Source organism: Staphylococcus sp. KUGN1 (assembly GCF_045984185.1).
Taxonomy (GTDB): Bacteria; Bacillota; Bacilli; order Staphylococcales; family Staphylococcaceae; genus Staphylococcus; species Staphylococcus warneri_A.
Genome location: NZ_JBJQIL010000003.1, coordinates 53315 through 70746 on the forward strand (window position 1 = coordinate 53315; position 17432 = coordinate 70746).

The 17432-nt window shown below is 29.3% G+C and carries 14 protein-coding genes; all 14 read right to left on the reverse strand.

Translation table 11 applies throughout. The annotated features are described in order from the left end of the window. Positions 1-311: 311 nt before the first annotated feature. The 14 genes from ACJQQZ_RS08745 to walK all read right to left on the reverse strand — a co-directional run bounded on the left by ACJQQZ_RS08745 (position 312) and on the right by walK (position 17430). The gene (locus ACJQQZ_RS08745; RefSeq protein ID WP_241004988.1) at positions 312-848 is read right to left on the reverse strand and encodes a hypothetical protein; all 537 of its coding nucleotides are present in this window, start codon (positions 846-848) and stop codon (positions 312-314) included. Beyond that, entirely contained in the window at positions 817-1917 is a 1101-nt protein-coding gene (locus tag ACJQQZ_RS08750) for a restriction endonuclease (RefSeq protein WP_408023120.1), read from the reverse strand. The genes ACJQQZ_RS08745 and ACJQQZ_RS08750 overlap by 32 nt, the downstream gene beginning before the upstream one ends. 980 nt (positions 1918-2897) lie before the next feature. Beyond that, positions 2898-3362 (reverse strand): hypothetical protein, encoded by a 465-nt coding sequence (locus tag ACJQQZ_RS08755; RefSeq protein ID WP_107546872.1) that lies wholly within the window; start codon positions 3360-3362, stop codon positions 2898-2900. Continuing rightward, positions 3363-4730 carry a hypothetical protein gene (locus ACJQQZ_RS08760; protein WP_145506222.1) on the reverse strand — a complete coding sequence of 456 codons (1368 nt, stop codon included), beginning with the start codon at positions 4728-4730 and terminating at the stop codon, positions 3363-3365. After that, positions 4727-5407: an AAA family ATPase gene (locus tag ACJQQZ_RS08765; protein WP_145506219.1), complete on the reverse strand. Its 681-nt coding sequence runs from the start codon at positions 5405-5407 to the stop codon at positions 4727-4729. The genes ACJQQZ_RS08760 and ACJQQZ_RS08765 overlap by 4 nt, the downstream gene beginning before the upstream one ends. Position 5408: 1 nt before the next feature. Further along, the gene (locus ACJQQZ_RS08770; protein ID WP_075777718.1) at positions 5409-5591 is read right to left on the reverse strand and encodes a hypothetical protein; all 183 of its coding nucleotides are present in this window, start codon (positions 5589-5591) and stop codon (positions 5409-5411) included. Then, positions 5575-7644: a DEAD/DEAH box helicase family protein gene (locus ACJQQZ_RS08775; protein WP_145506216.1), complete on the reverse strand. Its 2070-nt coding sequence runs from the start codon at positions 7642-7644 to the stop codon at positions 5575-5577. Before ACJQQZ_RS08775 ends, ACJQQZ_RS08770 begins: the two co-directional genes overlap by 17 nt. After that, positions 7645-9954, reverse strand: coding sequence for a sigma factor-like helix-turn-helix DNA-binding protein (locus tag ACJQQZ_RS08780; protein ID WP_408023121.1), 2310 nt, complete (start codon positions 9952-9954; stop codon positions 7645-7647). An 89-nt stretch (positions 9955-10043) separates the two neighbouring features. Continuing rightward, the gene (locus ACJQQZ_RS08785; protein WP_408023122.1) at positions 10044-10394 is read right to left on the reverse strand and encodes a hypothetical protein; all 351 of its coding nucleotides are present in this window, start codon (positions 10392-10394) and stop codon (positions 10044-10046) included. A 451-nt stretch (positions 10395-10845) separates the two neighbouring features. Continuing rightward, positions 10846-11325, reverse strand: coding sequence for a 23S rRNA (pseudouridine(1915)-N(3))-methyltransferase RlmH (gene rlmH / locus ACJQQZ_RS08790; RefSeq protein ID WP_145506207.1), 480 nt, complete (start codon positions 11323-11325; stop codon positions 10846-10848). Between the two features lie 365 nt (positions 11326-11690). Next, positions 11691-12491, reverse strand: coding sequence for an MBL fold metallo-hydrolase (locus ACJQQZ_RS08795; protein ID WP_015364556.1), 801 nt, complete (start codon positions 12489-12491; stop codon positions 11691-11693). Positions 12492-13490: 999 nt separating this feature from the next. Continuing rightward, entirely contained in the window at positions 13491-14273 is a 783-nt protein-coding gene (locus tag ACJQQZ_RS08800; protein ID WP_145506204.1) for a two-component system regulatory protein YycI, read from the reverse strand. Further along, a complete protein-coding gene (gene yycH, locus ACJQQZ_RS08805; RefSeq protein WP_124228173.1) occupies positions 14274-15611 on the reverse strand; it encodes a two-component system activity regulator YycH in 1338 nt (445 codons plus the stop codon). Next, entirely contained in the window at positions 15604-17430 is a 1827-nt protein-coding gene (gene walK / locus ACJQQZ_RS08810; protein WP_002451566.1) for a cell wall metabolism sensor histidine kinase WalK, read from the reverse strand. The genes yycH and walK overlap by 8 nt, the downstream gene beginning before the upstream one ends. Between the last annotated feature and the right edge of the window lie 2 nt (positions 17431-17432).

The following is a 17432-nucleotide window of genomic DNA, read 5'->3' on the forward strand; positions in this document are numbered from 1 at the left end:
GATGGAACGGTTCAAATTTGGAATGACCCTAAAACAGCTATAGACTATGAAACTAAAATCCAATTATAATCAAAAAACCAAGATTTACATTAACACTTACGAGTGAAATGAATCTTGGTTTAATTTTTGCGGATCTATAGAAATTTTCGACACTGTAAAGTAAAAGAAAATAATTATCATAATAAGATCAATAAAAGAAAATATAGAAATATTAGATATAGAATAGCAGCAACTAGATAAAATTATACAAAAACATCTCAAATTAAATAAGGTATCCAATGATTAAAAAGCATAAAATCATAAATAGTGTCTTATTTTATTGATGCAGAATAGTAAAACCCAAATTTTAATTGAGCGTCAACTAAAGATCCTTTCGCATAATAACCATTTTTTTCCTTTCCTACACACCCAATTAATGGATTTGAAAGTAAATTTAACATATTATCTACTTCTTCTTTAGTTAAATCTTCATCATTAAACTCATCTATGCTTTTTATAAGCATATAAATTTCACGTATAGTTAATATACCCTTTGTAAATTCGTCATCACTATTTTCTATTAAAGTTTGTATAATCGATTTAAATAGTACATTATATCTACGCATTCTATTATATGTACTATCCAAAACGCTTATATCTACTTCTCCTACTTGATTAAATAATTTTTTATATTCAATTGCTTGTAAAGGGTATACTTGATGCCTTTTCACTAATAATTCAAGATTATCTATATCCAATAATAAAACTTGATTGTTTTCAGCAAATCTTTTTAATCTTCCATTAAATTTTTTGCCAACTATTACTATAAAATCTGCATCATGCTTCTTTTTTATGTTCTTTAAGCGCATCAAAATTCACTAAGTTTTCAGTAATTTTACCTTCCTTATTTGTCTTTGCCTCGATAGCTACCTTATACGTATAATCTGGAACTGTTCTAGCAGTTAATAAAATATCTGTAGTGCCTGATTGCGCTAACAATTTAGTTTTAAAACCTAGTTCAATAAATGTTTTTTCTAATAATTTTTCGAAATCGTGTGGACTAGAAGAATTAGTTGAAGCTAAGCGAACTTCTTTTAATAAATTTTGATAACTCTCTTCATTATTTTTTAATAACCCAATTTCTTTAGTTGAAGAGTTATTAATACTCATTTTACCTTTTAATACTGATAATAATAACTGCCCACGATTTGATAATTTTAACTTTTTACCTTTATCATTCAAAATCAATTTAGCATTTTTTAAATGGGCTAGTCTTTCTCTAATTCTATCAAGTCTTTCAGAATTCATATTAAACTCAGTTACACCTCTAGCAATTAATTCTTTAGGCTCTTGAGGAGACTCTTCTAACACGAAAAGTATTTCAAAAATATACTTATATTCTTTGTTTATAAAAAATAATAGATATAAATCTGGACGGTCAGAATTTAAAAGTTTAATACCATATTCTGAAGTTTCGTAAACTTTTTCTCCAATTCTATCTATAATTTTTAAATTAGTTAGAAATGTTAAAAAACTATTCACAGATGATTCCTTGCACTTGAACTTATCATTAATATAATTACTTAATGACTCTGTATCTTTAGCATTTAAAGTAAATTCTATTATGTTTAATATCAGTTCAGTTGCTTTTGCTCTACCTCCTGGAATATAACCTAATCCATCTTTTCTATCAATGTTGTTGACGTTCCAACCTAACTCCTCAATCCATTCTGGTAATTTAATTAATTTTTCATTTGCAGTTATATCTTGAATATATTCAGATATATTAAAAGATTTCAAAGGTGGATATTTTTCTATAAAATTTCTTCCCTCTTGATTAATAACATATAACTTTTTATAACTCATTGAATTAATTAAGCCTAAATCATTTAACCACGCTAGTCGCTCATGAATCTGTCCGTTTTGTTTCCAAGACATATTATAATTTTCATTTGCATAGTTTAAGACTTCTTTTGTAGTTTTAGGTTCTTTTATAAAAAACAATAACTCAGATATATATTTCACATGTAATTGCAAAAATTCAGCTAAATTTTCTCTAAAACTTTCTTCTTCAAAATTTATTAAACTCTCAGTGAGGTAATACTTATTTTCATTATCTTTTTTTATAAATTGATATCTTAATAGTATTTCTATGTAATGTTTTAGTGTATGTTCTGTTTCACTACCTTCAATTTTTACAACAGTTTCTAGTTCTGTGTTAGTAATTATTTTATGAAAAATAGTCTTTATTGTATCTACATACCCAAATTTAGATTGTTATCTAGGTAAACGTGGTAATGCGTTAAATTTATGTTTCCATTGGTCAATTTGGTTCATTTTTTTATCTCCTAAATGTGTATTAATTTATTGTCTATCTATTATTTTACATTAAAATTATATATAAAACCGCATCACTTATGATACGCTTCTGCATGTCGGACGATAATGAGTTTTTCAATACAATATTATTTTGTCAATATTTCTTATAATTTAGATATTTATATAAAAATATCCTTCATAATCTAAATATATTAGGACGTAACATCCTCTCTAGGTTAAACAAAATTTTGAAGAAACATGGTACGAAATGTTAAAAGATTTTAATAGTAAAAAACAACAAATTCAATAAGGACAACAATCCTATTCAATTCGAATACTGTGATTGTTGTCCTTCTAACAGTTTTATGCTTTTTAGTGAACTTTTTCTATCTTTATTTCTTTTCAGATAACTAGTGTAATATATCGCTCATTTTTATATTCTTTAATATACTGATAGTATAGTTAATTTTTTCTATTGAAATTTATAGGACTTACTCTTTATATATTATTATAACATTGCCTTACAGTTAACCAGTAATCATTTAGAACTATTTTCGAAAATACTTTAAGTTAAATACAAAATTTTCAAATAAAAATTATTAAAATGGGATATTTTGAATTTCAGAAAGTATATATTTTGATAAATCAAATGTTAAATTTCCATCTTCATTGTCAAGAAACTCGCCATTCCATCTATGAGGTAGTCCTCTCTCAACTATTAGTTCTAATCCTCCATTTGCGTATTCATCTATTATGTTTTTGACTTTCATTTTATTATTTAAATTTACAATTTTATCAATATTATAATTTATTTCACTATCAGTAAAGACCATATTAAGTAATAATGCTTCTTCTTTATATGATAAGTAACTAGTTCTTGTTTCTTTACCTTTACTTGAAACTTGAACACGTTTTGAATTTTTAAATCCTAATGTTGCAGCCAGTATATATAAGTGTTTAATTTCTATTTTATTTTTGGCTTCTTTTTTGTTAAAAGTATCAAAAACATCATTATACTTACTGTCAGTAAAAAATATCATTTGATTATCTTTTAATATACCCATTTATAATCCTCCTCTAGTAGACATTGTCTCATTTAAATCTACAGATTCAATTTCAGAATGATGTACGTCTACTTGGTTTATTCTATACCATCTGCCTAAGCGAATTGTGGATTTAAATACTTTTTCTTCACTTGGAGTTAATTCAGTATCAGTAACAAGTAGTATCCACTGTGCCGTTAGGTTCGGTATTTTTTCAATTAAATTATCTCTGTTCATTCCGCTCAAGCGGTTAAAAGGAGAGTCCATAAACAGCGGGTAGTCAATTTTATCAACAGAACCTTCTCTAACTGCTAATTTAGCTAATGCAGTTATAAAAGAAAGAGAAAGTATCTGTCTCTGTCCTTGTGAAATATCTTGAGTAATTTTATATCCATTATTATTAAGAGCAACAATTTGAAAATTTGCATCTATTTCAACGTTACTAATAACATCGATATCTTTTTTATCAATTAATTTTTTGAAAATTTCAGAAGTATACCTACCTAGTAAGATTCTTACATCCTCACTAAATGTTTTTGAAATATCTTTTAATTCATGTTCCAGAGTTACCAATATTTGTAACTGTGATTGATCAAATACATTTCTACTTTTCTTTTTCATAAGTTCTTGATATTGTTTTTCAAGTTTTTCTTTTTCTACATCTAATTCTTCAAGTTTATTTTCTTTAAGCGCAATTTCTCTAATGATGTTTTCTTTTTTTGTTTCCTCTTGTTCTATCATGCTTTGAATATCTGCTAAATCCACAGAATTTTTCGCTGAGTTAGCAATATCATCTTTTAAATCCCTAATAACATCTACTTCTTTTGAAATTTGGTTACTCAAGTTTTTATAACTCTTTAAATTGTTATTAAAATCTTGTTCACTTTTTTTATGATCATCTAGACAATCTTGAGCTTCTTTCAATAAATTTCTAGCTAGTTCATAAGACTCAGAGTGTTTATATGTTTCTAGTAAAGACTCTATGTATTTCTTATTTTGTTCATGTTCTTTTAAATCGTTGTCACACACGATACATTTATCATTTAGCAATGATAAATTTAATATTTCTTTAGGTATACTTACTTTATTATCGCCTAGAAAATTATCAAAATAATTTTTATTTTCATCTAGAAAACCTTCTACTAATAAAGACGGTCCTGACTCAAATAAACTACGACTTAGTTGTGCCTTATTATTTTCTAATTGAGTTTGTAATATTTCAATTTGCTCTTCTTTTTCTTTGATTCTATCTTTAATTTCAACAATATGCTTATTTTTTTCTAATGTTAATGAATGCTTTGCGATCATTTCATCCATCACTTGTTTATCTTCATCTAGTTTAACTAACAAACCTTTGATTTCTTCTGACTCTAAATCGATATCACTCATTTTTTTGATATTTGGTTTGCATTACCATCTTTCATACTTTCAGATAAGCGATGACGAACAACTTTGCTAATATCCTTCACAAATGTTTTAGCTGTTTCAATTTTATCTAATTGTAGTAAACTAAATATTGCACTTCTAACTTCTTTTCTCACGTTAGAATCTGCTTTTGCTATTGTGTCTATTTTTTCAGCGTCAAATAAAAAGAAATCTTTAATATCTTCATTAATTATTTTATTTATTTTTATATTGATTTCTTGTTTATCCGTTAAAGCATTAGGTTTAACGTTCCCTGTTTTTGCATCAATTTCAAGAAGACTGACATCACCTTCTTGTTCTTGAATTAAATTTGAAGACCATTTTGTAGCTTTCATTACTCTTTTGATTTCATAAACATTATTTTCATGCTCAAATTTTAAGGTAACAGAAGACTGAGATGTACCCGCAGCATCATCGATAACCTTAAAGTTCGTCAAATGTATAGTTTCATTAGCTGTATCTTGAGAAATTTTCTTTGAACCAAATAAAACAAACATAATAGCTCTATATATACCTGTCTTTCCTTTACCATTTTCCCCAAATAAAATAGTAGTGTTTTGCTTATCTTGATATGTAAATTCAATAGACTGCTTACCATAGTATTGTCTAAAATTTTCTAAATCCATTTTAATAAGTTTCATATCATTGTTCACCTCTTTCTTTAATAAATTCGCTTAATTGTTTTTTGAACTTATCTTTTGCTAATGTTTCTTCTGTACTTGTATTCGCACTTGCTAAGTCGTTAAGTAATGGTCTTAATAATATTTCATACTCCTCGTCCAAATTTGATAATCTTTTACTTAATTCATTATTTAATGCTGTCATTATCAAACAACTCCTTCATTTCTTTATATACATCCCATGGCTTTTTATACATCAGGGGAGTTAGATTATAATCTTCTAATATTTTACTCATCTCTATTTTATTCTGTGTTGTATTTATAGCACTATCATTAAATTCAGAAAATCTAGGTAATTCTTTTATTGCAATTTTATAAAAATCATCATAAGTTAACCCAATTGGCAATACAATATAATCATGTATTACCGCAAAAGTTTTTCCTTTATATTTTCTAAGAATTCGTCCCCTTCTTTGTACAAATTCTCTCGGGTTAGATGTACTTGCTAAAAAATATGCTGTTTTAGTTGCAGGCACATCTACGCCCTCATCCAAACATTTAATAGCAACTAAAACTTGTATTTGTTCTTGTTCAAACATAGTTAGCAACTTTTCTCTATCCTTGTTTTTAACATCAGAATTAAATTTAGAAACTTTTACACCTAAGTCTGAAATTGATTTGACAATCATATCTATATCTCCAGGAGCACAATAAACCAGTGTATGAGATATTTTTGTAAGATCCTCAGTTTTAAAATCTTGCAAGAAAACATTTATCTTATTATTAGCTTTATTTATTAAATTAGATCTTTTTCTATATAAAGATTCTAATTTTTCTCTCGCATCAACCTCATCTTTATCTTTTTTATTCAAATTATTAATAATTAGTTGTGTAATTTTATTATATTCCACCATTTCTGATTCATTAAATTCGACAAGGTGCGGATAATAATCATATTTTGTTAATTTTTCATTACTAATAGCTTGATCTAAAGTATATTCATAGACTACTTCACCGACTGATTTTTTCATATAAGTAGTTCCTGCTTCATCCCACCAACGGTCTGGTGTTGCTGATAAACCTAGTCGAGCATTGAATTTCTCAAATGGGAAATCTTTAAATCCTTTAAAAGTGATGTAGTGACATTCGTCTGTAATTAGCATTGCTGGTTTATTCAATTTTCTAAATAAATTTTTAAAATATGAGGAAGTTGCAGTTTTATAAGTCGTCACAACTACAAATTGATCAACAAGCCCCAAATTATATTCTTGAACCATTTCTCTCACTCTGTTTATCCATGAAGATTGAGATCCCATACATCTAACTACCTCTGTTCCTAAAATAAAATCAATATCTTTTATCCATTGGTTCACTAAATGTTGAAATGGTACAACAATAACAGTCACACAGTTTTTCACTTTTTCATTATAATCTTTTGCAGCTAATAGACTGGTTATGGTTTTACCTGTTCCCGTAGCCATTTCTAATATCCCTTTGTATCCCGCTTTCTTCCAGCTATTGATTGCTTCTTTTTGATATTTTCTAGGTTCAATTCTTCTTTCATTTTCTTCTAACCCCTTATCTTTTAAGGCAGGCGGTGGTACTAAAGATTTGTATTCAATCATTTTTTTTCTTATAGTTTCTGGCAAATTTATTACTTTTAATTCATTAGTTTCATTTGACCATAATTTTTCAAAATCCATTATTGCGTTATCAATTCTATGTTTATCTTGTTTATTTGAATAGACATCTATTTTTTCAAAATTTTGACTTAATCCATTATATGTTTCATTAGCGGAACCTGAAAATGCAATTGAATTATTATTTTGATCAGTAAAAATCCCAAATTTTTCGTGATATATTGAGCCATTAGTAGTAAATGCAATTTTAATATCTAATTGTCCTCGATAAATTAGCCAAGATAAAACATTAAGTGTGTCATCTTCAATTGATTTATAACTTAATTCAATTTCTTTTAATAAACGTCTTTCGATTACACTCTCTCTTGCAGCATAACCTTTTTCAATAGCCTCAATATCTTCTTGAGATAATTTAGGATTAGCTACAATTCTAATTTGACCATCATTATGTAAAAATATATCTAAACCCTCGGCTAATAATTTCAAACTTTCACTCGTAAAATACCCTGAAGCTCTATCATATTTAATTGCATTATTTAAACAAGGTTTATAAAAATGTTCAAATAAATTATCATGACTTGACCTATATTGTAATTTGAACTCTAAACTATCGAACATTTATTCACCTCTTTCATTTAAGTAAAAAAAACCAAGATTATCAAAAGTAAAATAATCACTTTCTTTAAGTGTAAAATATATTTGATCTGAGTTTTGATGAACTAATCCATAACTTTTTAAAAATAATAATAAATTTTCTTCATTATATATATCTTTAAAATCTTCTTTAATAATTTTATATACAAATTCAGCATAAGAATTAAATTTTTTTACTGTGATAATTGGTAATTCATAGATTGATCCATAATAAGCATCAAGTAAATGATAACCATTCGCTTTTGCGACGTTAGCTATGATTTCAGGAGTAACCATAAGTGAATCATTAAGTTCTATATCTATATCTTGAAGTTGTAACTTACTGATGTATATTTTATCTTCGAATTTGAGTTTAAGTATTTCTAATATTTTCCTTTCAACATTTAATGGAAAATCAAATTTTTCAAGATTAAGAAAAAAGTCATTATTATATGGAACAATTTTATTTGTTTCTATTAATATATCTTTAGCTTTGTAATACCGCTGTTCAGAATATCCTTTTTCAAAAATAAAATCACGTAATTTTTTAAAAGTAGTGAACTTAGGTAGTTTAAATACTATAATGTCTTCGATATTTCTATATTCGGAATACTTACTATATAAGAATTGGGAATGACCATGCATAAACATGAACTTAGATTTTATAAATTGCGCAAAACTATGAAGATCATTAATATTATATTTATTTATCAATACAGATAACTTATCATCAAAAGCTACTGTCGTATACAAGTCAGCAGTAATTATATATCCTTTTTCTATTTCATTGTTCACTAAATTATGTAGTGCTTGATATTGTATTTCTTCCTCAATTCCACTAATTTGAATAATTTCTTGGTTACCATTTATTATGACATCATCGAGCCTAGGAATCATTTGTTCTAATTTGATCTTCTTCCATTTTAGATCTTTTATTACTTCTTCAATTTTTGCAGGTGAATTTTCTCTTAGATAATCGTTTAAAATATCTTCTGCAGTTAAATTATTAGAATCTTTTGCATAAACATAAAGTGTGTTTTGATGACCAACCTTAAAGTCTTCAGAGTAAAAATTTTTGATTATAGAATACAAATGTGAATAAGAATAAACATTGTTGTCTTGCATTAATTTTGGATTATTCTTATAAATTAATCTAGGATCTGCATATTTACCTTGGTTAAGTTCTTCATTTACAAGTTGTTTGATTGCAACCAAAAACTCACCATCGATATCTTCAAAATCTTCATATTTATAAGCATTTCTATCTATTAAAATAACATTTTTAGCATCAGCTACTCTTGAGAATAGCGCTCTGGGATTAGAATTAATTTCCTTATCAAATAAAGTCTCGATTTGATATTTCAAAGTTTTATACCCTTCATCATTATTAATAAATATTTTATCTTTGTTCGAATACATAATGTACTCTAATGCAGCTACTATTGATATATTAGATTGAACAAATTTATTATTAACTAATTTATAATTAAATTCATTCAACCATTTTGTAGCGAATTCCATGTTTTCTTCATGTAAATATTCTAATTCACTCAAAGGTATTACCACACTGCCATTTGAAATATGCCATTCTATTTCATTCCTCATATTTTTATATAATTTATGTGAAATCAATAGCATATATTCATTTTTTACTAGATATATCGAGTTTCCTTCTAATAAAATAGCAATTATAAAGCAATATTCTAATTCTATATTTAAGTATTTTATAATTTGTGAAATTTGAATAATAGATTTATTTCTGAATTTAAATAAAACAAAATTTATCATTTTGTTCAATTCGCTAGAATCTTTCAGATTACGTTTAGCTTTTGATTCTATTTGTCTTACTCTTTCTCTTGTAACATTAATTTCTTTAGCTATTTCTGCTAAAGTTTTACCTTTATGTCTATTTCTAAGTACTTTAAATTCTCTTTCAGATAACGATTTTAAAATCTCATTCTTAATTTTTGTTAAATCAGGTAATGTCTCCATAAAATCTAAAAATATTTTGATAATAGCTTTATCATAAAGTTCTATTCCTAACTCGTTTACCAATCTTCTTTCATTTAAAAATATATTTGATAACTCATAAAAATTTATAATATCAGAAATAGGAATATCCTTAATATATATATAATTGACATGATTTTTTAATTCTGCCAACTTATGATTAAGATTAAATAAATAATGTTCGTTTGATACATTATAATTTTCAAAAATATCCCATATTACAGTTTGTCCATATACATAAGGTCTTTTCGATAATAAATTATCTTCACTAAAATATGTATCCATAAACTTCAAATAGCTCTTATTATAATAACTTAATAGTCCATCTAATTCTTTATTATGAAAATTATATTTTATACTACTACAATTTTTTGCTAATTTTTTTCAACGCAGTATTTGTATAGTTTTTCCCATGTTTTCTTTCTAGTACCTTTTGCATTTTTATATTCTACTAATGCCTCATCAATCTCATTAATGGTATAGTCTTTTCTATTACAATATTTAATAAAGTGAGAAAATAATTGATAAGGAACATAATTAGATATATCAAGTTCGTTATATACCCTTTTTTCAATAACTTCCTCTTGCTTATAAAATAATTCAAACCCGTATTCTTTTAATTTCGAGATAAATAACTCTTTTCGCTCGGGCATTATAAATTTATCAAAACCATTAACTGGCACATAATTAAAAAATTTATCTGAATCTATTTTTAAATCAGTCACTATTTGTGTTAACCCAAAAAGTTCGAAAGGAAAAGATTTGTATCTATCTTTATTATCATTAATTTTAATATAAGGATATACGCTGTATTCTATACCTTTAAAAAATTATTTTGTAATTCTTTCTTAAACCCGATACCTCTAATATGTAATTCTTTACGAAATTGATTAAACATATTTTTGTCTTGTTTATATAGGTCTCTCATATTTTCTATTACATTATCGTTGAAGTACCTAGACATATAGAAACTATGTTTTTTAACTTCATCCAAATCAAAATAATCAGGAAAATAAAATATAATCTACACTCCCCTTTTAAAAACCTATTTATATTTTATATAATGTTTTAAATCATATAATTTAAACTATAAATTTATAGTAATACACTGTGTAATATATTTCTACATATATTAATGTGAAACTTTCATTTTATGTAATGAATGAAAAAACCTTATCACTTATGATACGCTTCGCCCCGCATTATCTTAAATGCTCGATATACTTGTTCTATCAACACGACGCGCATCATTTGGTGTGGGAAGGTCATCTTGCTGAATGATAGGGCGTAATTGCTGCGTTGTAAGACGTCTTGATGTAGGCCGTTGGATCCGCCTATCACAAATACAAAGTCGCTTTGGCCTTGTGTCATGCGTTGGTTGAGTTCTTTAGCGAGGTCTTCTGATGACAACATTTTACCTTCAATTTCTAAGGTAATCACAGTTGCTTGTGGTTTGATTTTAGCTAATAGACGTTGGCCTTCTTTTTCTTTAATTTGTTCAATTTCTTTGTCACTCATATTTTCTGGTGCTTTTTCATCTGGCACTTCTATCATTTCAATTTTGGTATATGCACCTAATCGCTTTTCATATTCAGCGATTGCTTGTTTCCAGTATTTTTCTTTAAGTTTTCCAACTGACAGAATTGTAATTTTCATAATATCCTCCGAGATGTACTTGTTAGAGTTATCCACAAGTTATCAACTTGTTAACACTATTCCCTCTTATTGTATCAGTTTCCCCTCGTATTTTTATAAATTTTTATGATTTATGCACAAAACATGTGGAATAACCTGTTATTTTGTGGATAAGTATGTGTACAATGTGGGTATTTCTGTGTGTATTGTACACAGTTGTGGGTAACTATGAACAATTCAGTGGATAACTTCCCGATAGTCTTAATTATTTTTATCAAGTTATCCCCTATAAATATGACTTTTAAGACTTACTTCTACCACTTTTCCACAGAAATAGTATAAAAAAAAGAGCGAGACTTTCCGTCTCACTCCCGTCTAAAATGTCATTATAAAGTATAAATAGGTGTTGCTTGTGCTTTATCCGTATCACATAGTAATACTTCCTTTTCAGTATCTATATCATGCTGGTTTAACACTTGTCCTACACTCATACGCGCTAAATCTTTCATATTATTATCTTGAGATAAATGTGATAGATATATACGTTTGGTATTACCGGTAATCACATCTGTCATTGCTAAACCTGCATCTTCATTAGATACGTGCCCCATATCTCCTAAAATACGTTGTTTCGTCTTCCAAGGGTAACGACACATACGTAACATATCCACATCATGATTACTCTCAAAGATAAAGGCATCACTACCACGAATCATACCTTTCATTCTATCTGACACGTAACCTGTATCAGTTAAAATCGTAAATTTCTTATGATCATTATGGAAAATATAAAATTGTGGATCTATCGCATCATGTGATACGTTAAATGACTCAATATCAAACCCAGCAATTGATTGCGTTTCATACGGATTAAAAATAAATTTCTGATCCATTGGAATACGGCTATCTTTCTTCTCAATTGCTTGCCATGTCTTTTCATTCGCATATATAGGCAAGTTATATTTACGTGCTAAGACTCCTAGACCTTTAATATGATCAATATGTTCATGAGTCACTAATATACCGTTTAAATCTTTAATATTTCGGTCGATTTGGCCAAAGAGTTCTTCCATCTTCTTACCCGTTAGGCCTACATCGACAAGGATACTTCCTTTTTCATTTTCAACAAATGTGGCATTACCAGTACTACCACTTGCTAATACACTCATGCGTATCAAGCGGCTCATCCTTTCTAATTGAAGCACTCATCCCTCTTAGTGACGTAAGAGTGCCTTCCGTATCATTTTTCTATTATTCTTTTAGTTAGTAATTAACTTTTTGAGCCGGAGACATAAACAAATGTTTCAGGCTATCATTTTGTATTGTCAGTAGTTGACTGAATTGAATTATACCTGTATCAAGTTTTTCAATTCTAGTCAACCTTGCCGGGGTGAGACAACGAAATAAATTTTAATAAAATGTTATTTCTGTCCCACTCCCTCCCGTTCTTAAAATAGCTTATATTATACTATACCAATTCTTATATTAATCTGCCAATACTCCGTTTTTTAAACTACTGGTATATTGCTAAATTAAAGTTTTCAGCTAGATTATTTATTTAATTTCACACTAGTTCAAAATACAAGTAAACATATAAAAACTGTCTACAAATTACGAAACTTTGTAGACAGTTAAACTTATATATTAATAAGAAGTATTTATGGCGAAGACTCCTGAGGGAACAGTACTAGTTAAAGATCTTAAAAATCTTCACAGATTTATCTGTGCAGTATTTCTCGCTGAAACTGTACCCTAAGAATGCGAAGTCATACAATACGAAGTATTACTTTTGAGGGTTCCAAGCTAGGATATCAATATATTTCAAGTTACATTCAAAATTAGGCAGTAGTTGACTGTAAAGTCATTCTTTTTCTTATAGAAATTAGAATGACTTACACATGCGTATTGACTCATGTGTTCAAATTAAGCTTTAGAGGTATACATGAACTAAAGTTCATGCATAAAACCGTCTAAGTAATAAATTACAAAGACGGTCTAATGTATCAAGCTTTTTTCTTTTCTAGTCAACCTTACCGGAGCAAGACTAATCATAATAATTCTATAATTGACGGCTTTCGAAAAGCAGAGTTATCGGCAGAAGTACTCACAGCTCGACAAAATTTGAAAAACAATTTTGCTCGCCGTTTCGATTCTGCTCAAACTCTAAACGCTTTTCTACAGACCTTTTACTTGTCTATTACTTTTGGATTAGTGCTTGTGGCTTCGACGTAATAGGTTTGTGTGCTGTCTTTGCCGTTGTGTTTGACTTTGATTTCCCAGTTAGGTTGTAGTAGTTGCACGTTTGTTTCTTTAACGACTGAATAGTAGCCTAAACGTGCGTCTATCACTTCATCATGACGTTTGAGGTAACGGTTGTAATATAAAGCTTCTATAGCCTTTCTCGGGCCTATGACTTGGTTTTTACTACTGTTTGATCCTTTAGTGTTGTCCATCATTGTCTGTTTGTAGCTTGTTGCTTTGCCATTATCTATATTGAAGCTAAGTCTAGCTCTACTATTATTCATAATCGGATAACCTTGATAGGTTTGCTCGAAAGTCATTGTATCTGAACCAAGTTTACTCAATTGATAATATTTACCTTTATAAACATTGTCTTTCATGTAATTCTTAATATCTTTAAGGTTTTTATCACTGACGTTAACGGTACTACCGATATCGCCATCAAGTAACTTTCCTGATTCCGATGCGCTCAAGCTTGAACGTTCTTTGGCATAACTTGAGAAATCTTTAGATTCTGCTGTGATTTGTTGCATCTGCGTATCTTTCACATCTTTGTTCAAGACGTCTTCAGGGACTTTAATTTCTTCTTGTTGGAAGTTTACGCGATTATCGCTTTCCGCTTCATTAATTTGTGATTTATTTACTTTATCAATATAAATCACGACGAGGAAGATGTTTACAAGAATAAATACGAAAATGAATAAGGTCTTGGTCAATTTCCAGTTCATTTATTCTAGCCCCCCATCTTTATACGCATACCACTTACCGTCATATTCGACATACCAACGAGGTGTAAACTCACTATTGCGTTGCACTTCGATATCATCATTGTTAGGTCGATCATCCATATCATAACCTACCGCGATGTTAGTCACACGCTCGAAGTCGATATTACTATTGTTAGCAAGTCCTGAACGAACAGATTCAGCACTTTCAAGTGACTTTTTATCACCACTATTCAAAATTACATCAGTTCTTAGTAATGAGCGTCGATAATCAAAGACGCCTTTTTCACCCCAAGTGACTTGAATCTCATTTAAATCTTGTTTATTAAACGTAGGGTAACCGTTTAAGAAGCGTTGATATGTTAATTCACCACTCATATTATCTGTACTAAACAGACGGTAGTCTTCGCCTAAGAAACCACCGTGAGCATTGAGGAATTCGAATGTCCCACCAATAGTATCTTCCATGTTGGTTGAACTCTTCTCATCTTCTGATAAGTTTCTATAATGGTATTTCTCACTCTTATCATTGTAATTGGCTACACCTGTATTATTGTTGTAAGTTGTCACACCACTTTGTGCACTTCTCACAATCGTTGAATCATTGAATAATACGGAATTCATTTTTTCAACGTTAATAATATTGAATACCATACGATATGTCTTAATATCTTTTGGCTTTTTAGGTGCAAAAATGTGTGTGGCTTTATCAATTGTTTCTTTATTAGTAATGATTTCAGTATATTTCTCCATATCTGGTTTCAGATTAGTTAATGATTGATTAACATCTTGACCTTTAACGGATGTCTTCATTTTAACGACTTGATGTCTATCTTTACTAATTGCATATAATACGACACGTCCTTCGTGGTCTTGATCTATTAGTAGTCGATTAAAGTTAAAATGACGCGGTGTTTTTGCATCAATATCTAAAACTTGGCTTAAATATGTTGATAACGGTAGATCATACGTAAAATCAAGAACGATAAAATTATCACTCAGTTCTGGAATAATTAAATTGTGATTTCGTTTTAAATGTTGTACTGAAACAATATCTTTATCTTTTAAAGGACTAATTATTTTTGAAATAGCATGTCCTGTTGCGGGCATACCTTCTGTTTTCTCACCATTAGAATGAATAATTTGAAACGGTGTGATGGTACTATCCATTTTAGCCGTTCCCGGTTTACTAATGGGTTTAGTGTTGTCCCTCTTATTCTCCGGTGTACTATCTGCATTAGATAAATCAGGCGAGAAATTCCAAACCATATAAGTTAAGACGATACTCATTAGCACGAGTAAGACGAGGATAATCGTTTTGATGTGTTCTTTACTATTCATCCCAATCACCGTCTTCAATGATTTCGCATGGTAGTGTTATGAAGATAGATGTACCTTGGCCTTCCACACTATTGGCCCAAATACGACCGTTATGTGCTTCAACAATTTCTTTTGAGATGGCTAGTCCAAGACCTGTACCACCCATTTTACGTGTACGTGCTTTATCGACACGGTAGAATCTATCGAAAATTTTATCTACTTTATTAATAGGGATACCGATACCATTATCTTTAATACGAATTGTCATTCTATTGTAAAGTGCATTTTGTTTCACGTGGAACTCGACGCGTTTATCACCACGAGAATACTTCATTGCATTAGTAATGACGTTATCAAATACTTGCGTCATCTTATCAGGGTCTATTTCAGCGAAAATCGTTTGTTGTGGAATTTCACGGACAAATGTTGTGTCTTTAGCAGCCATTTCATGTCGGTTAATAATCTTATTAATAAACATGTTAAAGTCGACAATTTCTTTGGTAATTTGATCTGATTCATTATCCATTTTAGATAATTGAAGTAAGTCGTTAACAAGTCGAATCATACGTTCTGTTTCTTCACGTGTTACGGATAAGAATTGTGGTGCTAAGTTATCATCTTTCCAAGCGCCTTCTTCAAGCGCCTCAATATAACTGTTCATAGAAGTTAATGGTGTACGTAATTCGTGTGATACGTTAGCTACGAATTCACGACGTTCACGTTCTACTTGTTGTTGTTCTGTTACATCATGTAATACGGCAATGTAACCTGTCACAAAGCCTGTTTCTTGAACAATCGTACTGAAGTTTACACGCGCAATGATGCCTTCTTCTTCATTAATATCTAATAAGAAGCTGTCATTATTTTCTTGAATTTCATCTAATGAAAATTCTTCTTCTAAATTCAATACACTTAGCATGTAATAACCGATAAGGTCTTCTTTAGCCATGCCTAGCATTTTAAGTGCCATATCGTTGGCAATACGGACACGTCCACGTCTATCTGTCGCTAAGATACCATCACTCATATGTGTGATAACAGAGTCTAAACGACGTTTCTCACTTTCAGTATTCGCTTGTGCTTCTTGTACCCTCTTGGATAAATTATTGAATGCAAGTGCGAGTTCACCGATTTCGTCATTACCATAGATTTTAACACGTTGCGTATAGTTACCTTTAGACATCTCGACCGTCTGGTTACGCATGTCGGTAATAGGTTTGGTAATGGTTCGCGCAATGAAGAACCCGAGTATCACAGTAATAAATAATGAAATAGCAGTACCTACGATAAAGATTTGGTTAATATTGTTAAGTTGGTTATATACATCATTGATTTTCGATTCTATGTAAATATTACCTATCGTTTGTTTATCAACTTTAACTGGTATGTTATAAACCCAAACCCGTTCCTTACCATTACCATAGTCTTTTAACACCATATGGTTGTTACTTTGACCAAGTGATAATGCCTTTTGAACAGAACTATCGTTGGCTTTTTGATTGATTAAATCGCGGTTAGACTGCTTAGTTGTTGCCATAATAATTTGGTCTTTGTCTATAAAGCGGATTTCACCAATTTCTTGACGGTTGGCATACTCGCTCAAAAGATTTTGTATGTCCTTTTGAGCGTTGACCGAACCTTTTTCGTTATATACTTTTTCAATGCTTACATCTAATTGTTTCGCATATTGTGTAATGTTCTTTTTAAAATTATCGAGTAATTCCTTTTCCAAACTATTAGTAAAATAGAGACCAATAATTTGCATACCAATAATAATCAGTAAGACATAGACAATGACCAGTTTCGTGTGAAGGGATTGGAGTTGTTTTAGCCACTTCATTC